Origin of the sequence: Enterococcus malodoratus ATCC 43197, assembly GCF_000407185.1 — a bacterium.
In the GTDB taxonomy this organism is placed as follows: domain Bacteria; phylum Bacillota; class Bacilli; order Lactobacillales; family Enterococcaceae; genus Enterococcus_A; species Enterococcus_A malodoratus.
Map to the genome: position 1 here is coordinate 256,525 of NZ_KE136481.1, position 15,853 is coordinate 272,377.

The window sequence follows — 15,853 nt, forward strand, 5'->3', positions numbered from 1 at the left end:
TGTTTGTCCTGCCTCATAAAACTATTTCCTATGCCAACCAGTTTTCAACTTCTGTTAGTGCAGCTGATAATCCCGCTGGATTTTTTCCGCCGGCTTGCGCCATATCAGGTCGACCGCCACCGCCGCCGCCTACTTTTGGAGCGATTGCTTTGATTAAATCGCCAGCTTTTAAGTCCTTCTCATTCGCAGCAGGGCTCATAGCTGCTAGAAGATTGACTTTCTCGCCTTGAACAGTTCCAAGAACAAGAACGTCTGATAAGGCTTTTTGTTTCCATTGATCAGCTAATTGACGCAGCTGATTCATGTCCTTCACATTGACTTGGGCTGTGATCACAGTCGTACCGTTGATTTCTTTCACATCTTTGAAGACATCCCCAGCTTGCTGGTTTGCCAATTTTGTTGCTAATTGTTCGTTTTCTTTCTGTAACTCACGTAATTGCTGCTGCAACTGCTCTGTCTTGCTGACAACTTCTTTGATTTGTGGTGATTTGACGATCTGTGCAACTTGAAGCAATTGTTCTTCTTCTTCGCGGAACGCTTGATAAGCTTCTTTGCCGGTCAGCGCTTCGATCCGACGAACGCCGGCACCGATTCCTGATTCTGAAACGATCTTGAATACACCAATATCTTCTGTATTAGCAACATGTGTCCCGCCGCATAGTTCAATCGACCAATCGCCGATATTTACCACTCGTACGTCGTGACCATATTTTTCACCAAATAGCGCCATTGCACCCATGTTTTTTGCTGTGTCGATATCCGTTTCGATCGTAACCACTGGAATAGCTTCCCAAATTTTTTGGTTGACGATTTTTTCCATTTCTTTTAGTTCTGCGGCAGTCACTTGACCAAAATGCGTAAAGTCAAAACGTAAATGCTTATCTGTCACTAATGAACCCGCTTGGTTCGCGTGATCTCCTAAAACCTCTTTTAATGCTTTATGAAGTACATGCGTCGCGGTATGGTTTTTGATAATTTTATTGCGATAAGCTGCATTGACTTGTAAGAAATAAGTTGAACCTTCGCTTAATGGTGCAAGAATTTCTACCGTATGCAATGCTTGCCCATTTGGCGCTTTTTGGACATCTATCACATTGGCGATAATTTTGCCGTCTTGATCAACAATAATCCCTTTATCGGCGATTTGTCCCCCCATTTCAGCGTAGAACGGTGTTTCAGCAAAGATTACTTGTGCTTCACCCTCACTCACTGATGAAACCAGTGCATTGTCTTGTAAAATGACTAGTAATTCACTTTCGCTTTCTAAATGGTCATAACCGACAAATTTGCTTGTGACTTTGATGTCGCCTAATAAGGCTGTTTGAACACCCATTGATTTTTCTGTTGTTCGTGCAGCACGAGCACGCTCTTTTTGTGCCTGCATTTCTACATCGAAGCCAGCATGGTCGACTTTCAAACCTTCATCCTCTGCAACTTCTTCGGTAAGTTCCACTGGAAAGCCGAAGGTATCGTAAAGCTTGAAGATCATTTTACCATCTAATGTCGTTTCATTATTCGCCTTCAATTCAGCCAACACATCGTTGAGCATCGTTAGGCCATCATTAATCGTTTCGTGGAAACGTTCTTCTTCCGTACGAACAACTTTTTCGATAAACGCTTCTTGCTGTTTGACTTCTGGATAATAGCTCACCATAATTTCGCCAACAACTGGAACTAGTTTATATAAGAACGCTTGGTCAATCCCCAGCTTTTTCCCATGCATAACGGCACGACGCAATAGACGACGTAAAACATAACCACGACCTTCGTTTGAAGGAAGAGCACCATCACCGATCGCGAAAGCCAAAGAACGAATATGGTCAGAAATAACTTTGAAAGAAATATCTAATTGATTGTCAGTACCATATTTTTTCCCGCTCAATTCTTCCACTTTACCAATGATTGGTAAGAACAAGTCGGTCTCAAAGTTAGTCGGAGCATCTTGGATAATTGAAACCATCCGTTCAAGTCCCATCCCGGTATCAATGTTTTGATGCGGCAATGGTTCGTAAGTTCCCTGCGGCGTATGGTTGAATTCTGAGAATACCAGATTCCAGATTTCAAGATAACGTTCATTTTCCCCTCCAGGATAATTTTCCGGATCGTCTTCGGCTAAATCATTAAACGATTCGCCGCGATCATAGAAAATTTCTGAGTCAGGACCGCTTGGACCGGCGCCAAGATCCCAAAAATTGTCTTCAATTTCAACTACGTGATCTGCTGGAATCTTAACTTCTTCCAACCAGATACGTTTTGCTTCTTTATCTTCTGGATAAACCGTCACGTATAGCTTATCTGGATCGAAACCAATCCAGTCTGGTGACGTTAAGAACTCCCAGGCCCATTCGATCGCTTCTACTTTAAAATAATCACCGATCGAAAAGTTGCCCAGCATCTCAAACATCGTATGGTGACGAGCTGTCTTACCTACGTTTTCAATATCATTGGTACGAATGGATTTTTGAGCATTAGCAATCCGCGGATTTTCTGGGACAACACTGCCGTCAAAGTATTTTTTCATCGTTGCAACACCTGAGTTGATCCACAGCAAAGTTGGATCATTGACCGGTACTAACGATGCACTCGGTTCGATCATGTGTTGTTTGGTTTTAAAGAAATCTAAAAACATTTGGCGCACTTCAGCGCTTGATAATTTTTTCATCTATATTCCCCTTTTCTTAAAAAAAATAAAAACTACCACTGCAGTCAAGGACGAAAACTCGCGGTACCACCTTGATTGCAATGATAGTTTGATCATTACCTCTTCAGCTCGTTAACGCTGAGCAGCGTTGATTTTTCAACCAAAAATGTCGGGAGCAATTTATTATCCGCAACGTGCAGCTTTCAGCAACCGTGCACTTTCTGTAGATGCGTGAAGAATAAACCATATCCTTTTAAGAGTATAGAAAAAAGTTTGTCAAAAGTCAAACTAGATCTTGATTAAAATCGCTTTACGATACAAATAGTCACTCGGCGACAGCACTTCTTCATGAAGCATTGACGTGCTGTTGCTGTAATAACTAGCTAACGGAAGAAAATCAACGATCGGAATACCGACATTGTTTTTCCTGTTCGTCAATTTTAGTACGCCAGGATCTTCAGTAATTTCAAAACGTTCCATCGAAGTTTCGAAAAATAAACCAAACATATTGGCCTGTTCCATCATTTTTCTGACATTTTTCCCGCGATAAGGATCCATCACGTTCAAATCATTGCCCCAGCGGAACAAGCGTCGACTGCCGGCACCATTCACATATTCCCATTGGTCCTCTGTCAATAAGTCGAAATTCTTTTTGCGAATCGCTTTTCGCAAACTGGTATAAGTATGCTTTTCATGACTAAAGACATAATAACTATCCGAATGAGGAATCATTTCAATGTACCAGCGGTCTTCCTTCAACACATTTTTAGGAAATGACCAAGTCATACTTTCCTCAGGTGTAAGATTAGGCGATAGTACCTCTTTTATTTCTTCTTCATATGATGAAAATTGATCGGCCTCACCCGAAAAGCTTCCCGTCACCGAATCATAGACCCCTAAATAATTCGTCCCTGCCGGTAAAGCATGGCGTTGGACAAACATAGGTGGAATTTGAACTTTCCGTAAGCTGGTCGTTTTATCATTGATCAGTTCCCCTAATGAATCTACATCAAAAAAGTTGTATTGCCCCCGCAGCTCCTGCGGAATCGTAATTTCCTGTGCGCTAGGTGCTGTTTCTAATAAAGACAAGCCTTTGGTCCCCAAATTCCAGCCCAAAATGGCATCTTTGTTGCCAGGAATGAACACAAACTCCTCTTCGTCTATCATTAATTGAAATGTCTGGCACTTAATACCAAATAAATCAAAATCTTTTAACTCAATATCCGAAATCTTCATTAACGGATTTACAAAATGAAGCAAAAGCTGGCTTAACAACGTGCGTTTTTCTCTTGGATTCAATCGTTTCCAATAGGACCAGTCCAATTGATCTAATAAGTTCATAAATCTTTCTGCCTCCTCCAACAATCGTATGCTAGAATTATACCATTATCATCAAGAAATGAGGAAAAAGATGAAGGAATATTTTGGAGCTTCGCCAGAACTACGAGCTGCAGCCTTTTATTTACGCTATCAAATTTTCATTTTAGAACAAGAAATCTCACCAGAGGATGAATTTGATGCCCTTGACACAGCTGATCGGCACTATTATGTGCTCTTTGATAATGAACTACCGATCGCAACGATTCGTTATCAAAAATTAGACAAACAAACGCTTAATCCTGACCGTTTATGCGTATTGCCTGATTATCGCCAACAAGGTTTAGGGGCAAAGCTCTTAACTTCGATTGAACAACGGGCGATCAGTGAAAAATGCAAGCGATCCATTCTTTCTGCAGAAACCACTGCGCAGCAATTTTACGAAAACTTAGGGTATCATGTGATTTCTGATGTCTTTATCGAGGATGGAATTCCTTGTGTAAAAATGCAAAAAGCACTTGCGGCCAATCAGTAATGATGGCTGCAAGTGCTTTTATTAGCTGTTAAGAGTTGGAGCGTTTCTTGTTCTTGCGAGCACCGCGTTCTTCTTGACGTCGCGTTTGACGTCGTTTTTGTTTATTTGAATCGGCAATTGCTCGGTCAATTTTCTTTTTATAACCTGGTTTGATTTTTTTCTTCGATTTTTTAACAAGTCCAATCAAGGTTGGATCTAATTCATCCTTTGATTTTTCCCGTTTTTTCCGGCGGTTTCGATCATACGTATCCACGATCTCATCATTTTTGATTTCTTTAGGCTGGAAGGTCACGCCCATATTTTCAATCAATGAAACATCATTTTCATCACTTGGACTATACAATGTAATCGCTGTTCCAGGTAACCCGTTTCGACCGGTTCTTCCGACACGATGGATGAAGAAATCTAAATCCTGTGGAATCTCCGCATTGATAACGTGGGAAACTCCTTCGATATCAATCCCGCGAGCCGCTAAGTCAGTCGCCACAACATATTGATAATCCAAGTTTTGGACTTGGCGCATTACACGTTTCCGTTCACGAGGAGAAATACCACCGTGAATTTTCGCTACCTTCAATCCTTGTTTCTTCAAATAATCGCTGATTTCATCAACATGTTGCTTCGTGTTCGCAAAAACGATTGCTAAATAAGGATGACCGATCGTTAGTAACTGATAGAGCAAACGATTTTTGTCTTGCCCTTTAGTAGAAATCAACCAGTTCTCGATGGTATCGGAGATCACCGCATGCGATTTGATCTCTTCAATGACTGGATTTTCCATATATTTTAATAGGAATGGACGTAATTTCTCTGGAATCGTTGCTGAGAACACTAGCATTTGCAAATGTTTTGGCAAACGACCGGCAATTTGATCGACTTCTGTTAAAAAGCCCATATCCAAAGTCATGTCCGCCTCATCAACGACAAAGTATTCTGCCGTATGAACTTTTAAGGCCTGTTCATTCATCATATCTAAAATTCGTCCAGGTGTTCCAATGACAACATGGGGCTGATGAGTCGTCAATTTATCTACCTGACGCTGTTTGTCGGTTCCGCCGACAAAGTTAGTCACTCGCATCTCGATGGGTGAAAATTGAGCGATCTGAACCGCTGCTTGATAAATTTGACTAGCTAACTCGCGACTAGGTGCTGTGATTACAACTTGAACTGCATCCTTTGCAGCATCGATATTATTCATTAATGGTAGTAAAAATGTATGAGTCTTTCCTGACCCAGTTTGTGATTGACCAACGACATTTTTCCCTTTTTTGATTAATGGGATCAGCTTTTCTTGAACCGCTGTTGGTTCAGTAAAACCTTTATCCTTGATGGCTTCAAGGATAAACGGTTGGAAATTGAATGATTCAAACGTTCGCATGTTATACCTCTTTCTTAAGTGTGCTGATTGTAAACGTGTGACTTGCTTTATCATGGAATAGGCGGTGTTTTCGTCTTATGAGAGCATACAATAAGTTGAATAGAAATAAAAGTAAAATTCCTAAACTTATCAAACCAAATGTGACATATGCGATAAAAACAGTATGATTTGTAGTGGTCAAGTGATTCATTGTGTATTGGAAAATTTGCAGTAACCCATACATCAGCAAATAAAATGCACTATATCGTTTAACGAGACTCCACAAACGAATATGTTCGCGATTCTTTTCTACAACTTGTATCCGCACTATTTTTTTTCCGACAGTTTGACCATTCCATAGATACATGAAGATCATAAAATAAAGGATAACCTCAAGTGTAAAACCTACGAAAGAATAATTAAATAGATCGTAAACAGCCGTCGGCAGAAAACTTGAAAGAAAACTTAATAATGTACTAAGAATGCCAATAACAAACCAGTCAATCATCATCGCCAAAAAACGACGCAGCAGCGAAACCGTTTGACCCTTAACCAATGATTCAGAATCCAATTCACTTCGAGTTGGCAAAAAGAAGGTAAACAACGGTGCACAAGCAAAACCTAAAAGACCGCCTATCGTATTATGCAATAGATCATTTACATCAAATAAACGATAAGGCCGCGGATAAATAAAATACAATCCACTTAATTGTGTCAGTTCAAAAAATAGAGATAAACAGAAACTTGCTAAGATTGTCTTTCCAAGAGAAAACTTGAAGTAATAGCGGCAATAAACACCGAATGGAAAAAGCAAGAAAATATTAAACACCGGTTCCAGAAAGACGCTTTGCTTCATTGCTGCTAGATACGTGCTTGGATTGTTCAATTGTAGAACAGTCTGATTCATAAAATTATGCCATGATTGAAACAAATGCAATTCGTAACGCGGCCCGGTCATTTGAGCCACACTGCTGATACTAGGCAAAGGCAGAATCACTAAGTAATACGCACATAATAAGTAGAAAACAAAAGAATACAAAATAACACTTCTCAGTTTTCCTAACTGTCCGTATTTACGATAATAATAAATTAGAAATGGGGCAGCAATTACCATTGCCAAAAAAGGAAAAGTGAGTACCGCCGCTTTGATTGGAAAAATATAACTGTTCATAAAACTCCCTCGTTTTTAAGACTTTTTTTACCGATCCTGTTTCAAATCAGCAAGGCTTTTTCTGTATTATGGTAGAATAGATGCGTATCCATCGTAATAATGAACATTTCTTAAGGAGGTAAAAATAAATGCTTAACCCGCTTTTTGCTTTTGGCGTTCCCGCCGCTTTAATGGTTATCTACATGATTTTCTATTTTGTAAAAAAATTAAGAAGCACGGACTATCGTCGTTTCGTCTTAACACTAATTGCAGTTTTCTTAACAACTTTTAGTTATCAAGTGTATAACTATAGTCAAACAGTCATAGCAATTACTTCGGCCGAGAGTTTCCAAAAAAACTTTGGTTACAGTCAAGGTCGCTTAGTGGTGCCGTTAATTCTAGGGGCCGTCTTATCTGTCATTAACTTCTATTATCTTTTTCGTCAGTTTAGAAAAAAAGAATAACAGGACACCCTGCTATTCTTCCAAATCAAAGAATTTGATTTCCACATTGTCTAATAGGCTCAGGGTGTTTAAATCCAAATTGACCCATTCTTTTGTTGTGGGTTGATAATGGTTATCCTCAAAAGACATTTCAATCGCATTCAATAATTGTTCTGATGTACCAAAAAAACTTCGATCTTTTTCAAGCAAGACACTGATCAGTGCCGGATTTTCTACTAGGAAATAATCCTCTTGATATTTATATAAAATAATTTGATAGGTCTTATTTGTAAGTTGGCAACGAATAGCAAATAATCCCTCAGACAAGTTGGGCATTTTTCCCAAAACTTCTTCGGGACTCAAAATTTCACGATGCAGCATTTAGAGTTCCTCCTAACCAAGGAACATTATAGGAGAAAAATAAGTTCACTGGAAATAATATGTCTTGTCTAAGGGATTTTTTTAGTTTTTTATGATTATTTAAGCTCCAATTTTATTATAAATTCCACTCTTCATAAAATCTTTTTAAAAACTCTTCCATAAATACCATTCTTTTTTGTGCCTCGGCCTTACCTGCTTCTGTGTTCATCGTCGCCGGCAATTTAAACAATTTTTCATAAAAATGATTGATCACGGTACTTTTCTGTCGATACTCCTGCTTAGTTTTAAACTCTTGCGGTAAAAGATTGGGGTCATATAAAGGACTTTGTGTGTGACCTCCATAATAAGCGGTTCGAAGAATACCGATCGCACCCAGCGCATCTATACGATCAGCATCTTGAACAATTTGTCCCGCTAAAGTTAACTCCGCCTTTCCCAATTCTAGTTCTTTAGAAAACGAAATATTTTCGATGATGTCAAAAATTTCATTTATACTTTCATCGGAAAAACTAAGTCCTTTTAAAAACTTTTTAAGAGCTTCTTTTTCGCTTTCAACATTTGCGAAGACTTTGTCATCTATCACGTCATGCAGATAACTTGCGGCTTCGATTAACAATATATCTTGAATGCCTTCTTCTTCAGCTAATTTTCCAGCAATTTTTGCTACCCGTTCAACATGGTAGAAATCATGGCCGCTGCGATCGCTGCCAAGTTTTTCCTTTGCATACCCGCGGATCGCCGCTAAATTATTTTGCATCGTTTCTCGGCATTCTTGGCGGACGTTCACCCCAGTATTGGAACAGGTCAGTTCTTATTGCACCGTTATACAATTTTCTTTTCTTAGTAGCCTTAGCGCCATAAAACTCCTCGAAGGCTAGATCACTCGTCAAGATATATTTACTCCAAGTCTTCAACGGACGGAAAACATCGCCCATCTCGCGGTACAATGCACGAACTTGTTCTTCCTCACCTAAACGTTCTCCATAAGGAGGATTGGCTACGATCACACCATAATCTTTTTCAGTTTTGAAATCTTTGACCGCTCGTTGCTTAAAGTCAATCGAACCACCTAATCCAATTTCCTCAGCATTAGCTTGCGCAATCTCAATCATTCGGCCATTAATATCAGAACCCGCGATATCCAATTCAATATCATAATCTGCCGCCTCATCTGCTGCAGCACGAACTTTGTCTAAAACAGCTGGGTCGAACCAATCCCATGCCTCACAAGCAAATTCACGATTGAATCCTGGAGCGATGTTATGACCAATCAAGGCCGCCTCAATACATAAAGTACCTGAACCACAGACAGGATCATAAAATGGACGGTCTTTCCTCCAATTGGTCAGCATTACCAATGCTGCCGCCATATTTTCTTTTAAGGGCGCGCCACCCTTTTCTAATCGATACCCCCGTTTGAATAAACTTGGGCCAGTCGTATCCAAAGTCAGAACAACATGGTCTTTTAACAACGCAACTTCCAATTGGAACAGCGCACCTGTTTCAGGCAATGGAACCCGAGCAGGACGATGGTAGACTTCACGCAATCGTTCAACGATAGCCTTTTTTGTAATTGATTGGCAATCGGGTACACTGTACAGTTTTGATTTGATTGAACGACCAGCAACTGGGAATTCAGCATCCATTGGCAAGAAATCTTCCCATGGAATCGCTTTGACTTTTTCAAATAATTCATCAAATGTAAAAGCGTCAAACTCGCCGACAATTATTTTTACGCGATCAGCCGTTCTTAACCATAAATTCGCAGTAGCGATCGTTTCAAGATCGCCTTTAAAACGTGCACGTCCGTTTTCAACTTGGCAATCAATTCCTAAATCTCTCAGTTCCTTGCCTACTAACGCTTCGATACCTGCTGCGGCAGTAGCAATTAAATTATATTGTTTTTCCATGATAGCTCCTTTTGGGTTTCGTTATCTTAATAATGACATTTGTCTATTGCTCAGATTCCATAGTAGAGATTTTCAAAAGGATAAGAATCTCCTCGATTCTTATCTCTCAAATCCTTGCGCTAAACAGCATAATCAATTTTTTCTATTTGTCTGAATTCAGCTCGTTTTTTTAATGTTGAAAAAAACGGACTGAAAAAAAACCTTCACAACACAAAGTTGGAAGGCACACCCTGAATTGCTGCAATTTTCTGTAAGCCATGTTTTGTACGCCGAACAACTCAGGGGAGTTTGTCCGTCGTGGTAATCATCTATCTCCGACATAAATGCCGTCTCTTTCATCGTTCATTTCCTTAGAAAAAGCGCCCCTACCATCGTTTGGGTTGCTCGCTCGAGGGGTTTACCGCGTTCCACCATTTTGATTTCTCAAAATGCTTCGTCACTGTGGCACTTTCAAGAATACTCAGGCATAGATTACTCCTTAGCCCTTTTTTCTGCCGTTACCCAATTAAGAGTACCTTAGCTTATGGTTTCGCTAAGCACGAACACTACAGACATCTCAGTCTGTGCGAGCATGGACTTTCCTCAGCCTGCGTAATGCAGACCGCGATTACCAAAAAATTGCATCATTCAAATTTAAAATTGACGAGTTTTTTCAATATCACTTTCGTCTTGTGTATAATTTTGACCAAAATCAGAAGTTGTCGCTTGACTTGATGCTTGTTGATCAAGTTTTTTACCGAACACTTCTCTCTCAAGATTTGATAAACGTTTCAAAATGTCAAAGTTCGTAACAGCTGAACTCTTAGGTGCCGCTTCTTTTACACGTGAAGGAGCTGGCTGAGCTTTTGATAGTTGTTCAACTTTTGCTTTCAAGCGATCGTTTTCTTCTCTTAGTGTCAATAATTCTTTGTTATAAGCTTCATAATCTTTGATTACATTGTCCAAAAATTCGTCGACTTCGATTGGATCGTAACCGCGCATCTTTGTTTTAAATTCTTGCTCCAAAATATCGTTCGGAGTATAGATTACATTCGCCATTTTTCCACCTCATTAGCTCTAATCTTAATTTACTTTCCTATATATTCTAGCTGATATATTAAAGGAAATCAAACACTATCCCCGAAGTCCGAGGAATTTTCTAAATCATCCATAGTGATTGTAAGCAATTCATAGGGATTTTGCTCTAGATATTTTTCAACGTCTCCTAAGAAAAACTTACTTTTACCAGGATACTCAGTATCATATACTACTAGAGCTGCATCGGTATGCTGTAACAAGAAATTTACATGATTTTTAAATTGTCCGGGATTTTGATACGGCTGATGACTGACTGCATCCACGAAATCCGCTGTTTGTACGAGCTCGCTTAAAAGTAATTGATTGTGTTCTTTCCAGTTACTTCCGAATCCTTCAAAAGGAAAAATAATTGCTAATTTAACTTCGGGATAGCTTTCTTTGAGTTCATTGATTATCTGTCCCGTCCAAATCTCTGTTCCAAGACTTCCACTAATCATCACCCACTCTAATCCATTTTCGATCAGAGCTACAAGCTCCCTTTTTAAAACATTCTTAATTACTTTCACCTTAGGGTCCTGCTCACTAAAAATTCCTAATTCATAGCTTTGATATCCTGTTACGTAAAGCCGCTGTATTATGTCATTCATTGCATTTTCCTTACTTTCAGTTAAAAATAAAATATCTTTCGAAAAATTTGCTATAATAGCAAACAGGAGTGTGATGAAAAAATGACCTTTCACTACCCTAATGGTCAATCATTTTCACAAAAGAATCCTCGAGATCGTGCATTAAAAAAAGAAACGACGTTTGCTAATCGCGGTATGCGCTTTGAAGAAGCAATCAATCAAAGCAACGAATACTACTTAACTCATGATAAGGCAGTTGTCCATAAAAAGCCAACGCCGCTTCAAATTGTTAAAGTCGACTACCCCAAACGTAGTGCAGCTGTTATTAAGGAAGCTTATTTTAGACAGCCTTCTACCACAGATTATAATGGCGTTTATCGTGGATACTATTTGGATTTTGAAGCGAAGGAAACAAAAAACAAAACCTCTTTCCCACTTAAAAATTTCCATCAGCATCAAATTACGCACATGCAGCAATGCTTGAATCAAGATGCGATTTGTTTTGTTTTACTTTGGTTTTCAAGCTTAAACCGTTGCTTTTTTCTTTCTGCAGAAGAACTGGTAAACTATTGGAGCAGACAAGAAAACGGCAAAAAATCAATACCGCTCACATTAATTGAAACAGTTGGTATCGAGATCACACCGCAGATTGCCCCAAGAATCCCTTACTTGAAAGCGGTGGAACAATATCTTGAAAAAAGGAGTTTATCAAATGGCTAATCCCTCACGTTCGCAAAAATCAATGCGAACTACTCAAGGAAAGAAACCTAAATCAAAAACGAAGAAAAGTCGTCACATTGGGTTAAAAATAGCGATTGGAATCGTCAGTTTGCTCTGTGTAGCGTTACTTACTGGTATTGGTATCTTTTTCTTCTATGTAAAAGATGCACCAGCCTTAAGTGAGAAGAAATTAGATGCTACAGTTTCTTCAAAACTTTATGACAGCAATGGAAATATCTTTGAAGATCTAGGCGCAGAAAAGCGTGAGAAAGTTAGTGCCACCAAAATTCCACAGGAACTGGATGATGCAATTGTCTCAGTCGAAGACCGACGCTTTTTCAAACATAATGGCGTGGATCCTGTTCGAATAATGGGTTCAGTGGTGCACAATATAACGAACAAAGGCGGACTGCAAGGCGGAAGTACCTTGACGCAACAGCTCGTTAAGCTTTCCTTCTTCTCAACAAAGGCTTCTGATCAAACCTTGCGGCGAAAAGCACAAGAGGCTTGGTTGGCTATTCAGTTAGAAAAGAAACATTCAAAGCAAGAGATTTTGACCTACTACATCAACAAGGTTTATATGGCCAACGGGCTTTACGGAATGGAAACAGCTGCCGAGACTTATTTTGGCAAGGAGTTGCAGCATCTGTCGATCGCACAAACTGCTCTGCTTGCTGGAATGCCGCAGGCGCCTAACTCGTATGATCCATACAAACATCCGGAAGCAGCTAAAGATCGTCGAGATACTGTACTTTACACGATGCTGAACAATAAGAAAATTTCTCAAGATGAGTACGACAAAGCGACAAAAGAACCCGTTGATCAGGGTTTGCTGCCGTTAGAATCAGACAACCAAGAAAGAAAAGTTGCCGACAACTATGTCAAAGAAGTGATTACTCAAGTCGAGGCAAAAACTGGGAAAAATGTCTATACTGACGGTTTAGATATCTATACGAACTTAGATACAGAAGCACAAAATCGTTTGTATGCGATTGTTAACGGGGATGAGTATGTACAGTATCCTGATGAAGAATTACAGATTGCTGCGACATTAGTAGATAGCAAAACCGGGAAAGTCACCGCTCAAATAGGCGGACGAAATATTGCTGATGATGTTTACTTAGGAATGAACCGAGCAGTGAATACAAATCGCGACTTTGGTTCAACGGTTAAACCGATCACTGATTACGGTCCGGCTTTTGAGTATTTACAAAAATCTACTGGAGATCGAATCGAGGATCGCCCTTATAACTACCAAGGTACGAAAACAGAAGTTAAAAACTGGGACAACAGCTATCAAGGAAACATTTCCTTGCGTCAAGCTTTATACGATTCACGAAATGTCCCTGCGGTAAAACTCTTCAATGAAGTCGGTCCTGAAAATGTAACGAAATTTTTGAAAAAATTGGGTATCCAATATAAAGATATTCAGCAAGCAAATGCAATTTCAAGCAACACTGAAACTCAGGATGGAACTAAGTACGGCATTTCTACTGAGAAAATGGCCGTTGCCTATGCCGCTTTCGCTAACGGCGGAACCTATAATGAACCACTGTATATCAATAAGATCAAATACCAAGACGGCTCTGAACAAAGCTTCTCGAATGAAGGTAAAAAAGCGATGGAACCTTATACCGCTTATATGGTTACGGATGTATTGAAGGACGTAATCTCTAAAGGAACTGGATACAAAGCACAAATTCCAAATCTCTTCCAAGCCGGTAAAACGGGAACGTCTAACTATACGGATGATGAATTGGCAAAGATTCCGCATTATGGCTCGATTTCTCCTGACGTGATGTTCACTGGTTTTACACCACATTACTCATTATCCATTTGGGCGGGGTATGACAATCGGATGACTCCCATCACTTCTCAATCTGAATATATTGCACAGGACGTTTATCGTGAAATGATGAGTTATGCATCCGAAAATGTCTCAAACGAGGATTGGGTAATGCCGAGTGATGTTCTTAGAATTGGAAATGAGCTTTATGTTAAGGGTGCTTCTTCTGTTCCAGCCCAACCTAGCTATTCAGTTCAAAGTTCTTATTACAACAACAACTATTTTAATAATACGACTAGTTCAACCAGCAGTGTTGAATCTGCATCAAGCGTGTCGGAATCGTCAACTATTGCACCTCCGGCTAGCAGCAGTGAGGCTCCGGTTAGTTCTGCACCGGCACCAACTCCGACGCCTTCATCATCTGCTGAGCCCCAGCCTTCTCAACCGTCGGCTAGTGCAGATCCACCTAATCAAACGCCGGCGCAACGAAATGAAGCACCAAAATCAGACAATTAGAAAAAAGGCCGCTCGAATTATTTTCGAGCGGCTTTTAATCTGTCTTTTCCATCTTGGCACATATCCAGCAAAGGGCAAATATCACACTTTGGCGCCCGTGCTGTACAGTGATAGCGACCAAAGAAAATTAGCGTATGATGACTCTTGACCCATAATTCTTTCGGTATTTTTCGCATCAATGTGGCCTCTACCTCGGTCACTGATGCGCTTAATTTACAGATTCGCAAACGTTTCGTTACGCGCTCAACATGAGTATCTACCGCAATTGCGGGAACCCCAAAAGCATCTCCAAGTACTACATTTGCTGTCTTACGTCCGACACCAGGCAGTTTAATCAGCTCTTCTCGAGTTGTCGGAACACTCCCGCCATAATTTTCTAACAGCATTTGTGCACACGCTTTGATATTCTTAGCCTTATTACGATACAGACCGATTGTTTTGATTTTCGCGATAAGATCTTCCATCGGAGCTTGAGCCATTGCCTCTGGTGTCGGATAAACTGCAAAAAGTGCTGGTGTCGCTTTATTAACCGATACATCCGTGGCTTGTGCACTCAAAATGACTGCAATTAATAGTTGAAAAGGAGATTCAGAATGCAACTCGCCAACAGCATCAGGAAACATTTGATACATTCGATTGAGGGCCTCCATCGTCATTTCTTTATTAAGCATCGGAATCTTTCCTCTCTAACCAGTTATATAAAGAAACCTTCGGAAGTTCTTCAGATTGATTTTGCTCTTCTTTTTGTAATAAAATTTGTTTCCGACGACGCTGTTCCTCTTCTACTTGGGCCTTTGATCGGATATTCTTCTTTTCCCAACTTTGCAGAACCGTCTCAATGTATTTGAAGTTATATGCTTGATTCAAGACCGCCTCTTGCAAGGCTAATTCGATAAGTGCGGGAGCGTAATGATCCTCATTAAGCCAATAACCGATTTTTTGATATTCAATCGGTGATAATGGACGTCCGAATTCTTGTTCCAATGAACGCAGCATTTTTTTCTGCGCAGCTAAATCATTTTTTTCCTCTACCTCAAAACGCTCTTGCTCCTTTAACATCGCCAATTTTTCAAATGCCGGAAGCAAATCGTAGCGATCGCTCTGTCTGCCCTGTTCGTCCAATGCCGTTTCTAGTGCAACGAAATCCTTCTCAACAAGATTGTTCAGTAAATCGTATGTTTTCTCCGTCGTGCTACCCATATTTCTAGCAATCAAAGTCAGATCTGGAAAATCCTCCCCTGCTTGATGAGCTGCATAAAGCTGAAGCCACAACATAAATTCATTTGTGTTCAAGCCAAGTTTTGTATAGTTTTGTAATAACAGATTCGAGATCGTGGTCTCGCCGCCTGCTAGATAATCTTTTAGTGAAATCATTCAAAATCCTCCGTTCCCATTTTAGTTTACACTAAAAAAACAGGAAGTCCAATACTACGAAATAGTTATTAAGCAACAAA

Annotated in this window: 15 protein-coding genes and 1 other RNA gene; 4 read left to right on the plus strand and 12 right to left on the minus strand. The window is 39.9% G+C overall.

The window, feature by feature from the left end; all coding sequences use genetic code 11:
• Window positions 1–28: 28 nt before the first annotated feature.
• Both alaS and I585_RS01180 read right to left on the minus strand, forming a co-directional pair.
• On the minus strand, window positions 29–2,662 hold the full coding sequence (alaS, locus tag I585_RS01175) for an alanine--tRNA ligase (protein WP_010739201.1): 2,634 nt from the start codon (window positions 2,660–2,662) through the stop codon (window positions 29–31).
• 267 nt (window positions 2,663–2,929) lie between these two features.
• Entirely contained in the window at window positions 2,930–3,982 is a 1,053-nt protein-coding gene (locus I585_RS01180) for a DUF7278 family profilin-like fold-containing protein (RefSeq protein ID WP_010739202.1), read from the minus strand.
• 70 nt (window positions 3,983–4,052) lie between these two features.
• Here I585_RS01180 and I585_RS01185 point away from each other — a divergent pair, with 70 nt between their 5' ends.
• Window positions 4,053–4,493: a GNAT family N-acetyltransferase gene (locus tag I585_RS01185; protein WP_010739203.1), complete on the plus strand. Its 441-nt coding sequence runs from the start codon at window positions 4,053–4,055 to the stop codon at window positions 4,491–4,493.
• A 28-nt stretch (window positions 4,494–4,521) separates the two neighbouring features.
• On the opposite strand, the gene I585_RS01190 is transcribed toward I585_RS01185, so the two are convergent.
• Window positions 4,522–5,871 (minus strand): DEAD/DEAH box helicase, encoded by a 1,350-nt coding sequence (locus tag I585_RS01190; protein WP_010739204.1) that lies wholly within the window; start codon window positions 5,869–5,871, stop codon window positions 4,522–4,524.
• Between the two features lies 1 nt (window position 5,872).
• Window positions 5,873–7,021, minus strand: coding sequence for a VanZ family protein (locus tag I585_RS01195; protein ID WP_010739205.1), 1,149 nt, complete (start codon window positions 7,019–7,021; stop codon window positions 5,873–5,875).
• Between the two features lie 128 nt (window positions 7,022–7,149).
• On the opposite strand from I585_RS01195, the gene I585_RS01200 reads away from it, so the two are divergent.
• Window positions 7,150–7,464: a hypothetical protein gene (locus I585_RS01200; RefSeq protein WP_010739206.1), complete on the plus strand. Its 315-nt coding sequence runs from the start codon at window positions 7,150–7,152 to the stop codon at window positions 7,462–7,464.
• Window positions 7,465–7,476: 12 nt separating this feature from the next.
• Here I585_RS01200 and I585_RS01205 read toward each other — a convergent pair whose 3' ends face one another.
• From I585_RS01205 to I585_RS01225, 6 genes are all read right to left on the minus strand, one after another.
• Window positions 7,477–7,824: a hypothetical protein gene (locus I585_RS01205; RefSeq protein WP_010739207.1), complete on the minus strand. Its 348-nt coding sequence runs from the start codon at window positions 7,822–7,824 to the stop codon at window positions 7,477–7,479.
• 115 nt (window positions 7,825–7,939) lie between these two features.
• Window positions 7,940–8,581 carry an HD domain-containing protein gene (locus I585_RS01210; RefSeq protein ID WP_010739208.1) on the minus strand — a complete coding sequence of 214 codons (642 nt, stop codon included), beginning with the start codon at window positions 8,579–8,581 and terminating at the stop codon, window positions 7,940–7,942.
• A complete protein-coding gene (locus tag I585_RS01215; RefSeq protein ID WP_010739209.1) occupies window positions 8,571–9,734 on the minus strand; it encodes a THUMP domain-containing class I SAM-dependent RNA methyltransferase in 1,164 nt (387 codons plus the stop codon). Before I585_RS01215 ends, I585_RS01210 begins: the two co-directional genes overlap by 11 nt.
• Before the next feature lie 246 nt (window positions 9,735–9,980).
• Window positions 9,981–10,353: RNase P RNA component class B (rnpB, locus tag I585_RS22795), an RNA gene on the minus strand.
• 14 nt (window positions 10,354–10,367) lie between these two features.
• Entirely contained in the window at window positions 10,368–10,772 is a 405-nt protein-coding gene (gpsB, locus tag I585_RS01220; RefSeq protein ID WP_010739210.1) for a cell division regulator GpsB, read from the minus strand.
• A gap of 68 nt (window positions 10,773–10,840) precedes the next feature.
• Entirely contained in the window at window positions 10,841–11,398 is a 558-nt protein-coding gene (locus tag I585_RS01225; protein ID WP_010739211.1) for an SLOG family protein, read from the minus strand.
• Window positions 11,399–11,479: 81 nt separating this feature from the next.
• Between I585_RS01225 and recU the strand changes: the two genes are divergently transcribed.
• Together recU and I585_RS01235 are read left to right on the plus strand one after the other, a co-directional pair.
• Window positions 11,480–12,097 (plus strand): Holliday junction resolvase RecU, encoded by a 618-nt coding sequence (gene recU / locus I585_RS01230; RefSeq protein WP_010739212.1) that lies wholly within the window; start codon window positions 11,480–11,482, stop codon window positions 12,095–12,097.
• Window positions 12,090–14,399, plus strand: a complete 2,310-nt coding sequence (locus I585_RS01235; RefSeq protein WP_010739213.1) for a PBP1A family penicillin-binding protein — start codon at window positions 12,090–12,092, stop codon at window positions 14,397–14,399. Before recU ends, I585_RS01235 begins: the two co-directional genes overlap by 8 nt.
• A gap of 17 nt (window positions 14,400–14,416) precedes the next feature.
• On the opposite strand, the gene nth is transcribed toward I585_RS01235, so the two are convergent.
• Together nth and I585_RS01245 are read right to left on the minus strand one after the other, a co-directional pair.
• Window positions 14,417–15,070 carry an endonuclease III gene (nth, locus tag I585_RS01240; RefSeq protein ID WP_010739214.1) on the minus strand — a complete coding sequence of 218 codons (654 nt, stop codon included), beginning with the start codon at window positions 15,068–15,070 and terminating at the stop codon, window positions 14,417–14,419.
• The gene (locus tag I585_RS01245; protein WP_010739215.1) at window positions 15,063–15,773 is read right to left on the minus strand and encodes a DnaD domain protein; all 711 of its coding nucleotides are present in this window, start codon (window positions 15,771–15,773) and stop codon (window positions 15,063–15,065) included. The genes nth and I585_RS01245 overlap by 8 nt, the downstream gene beginning before the upstream one ends.
• Window positions 15,774–15,853: the final 80 nt, after the last annotated feature.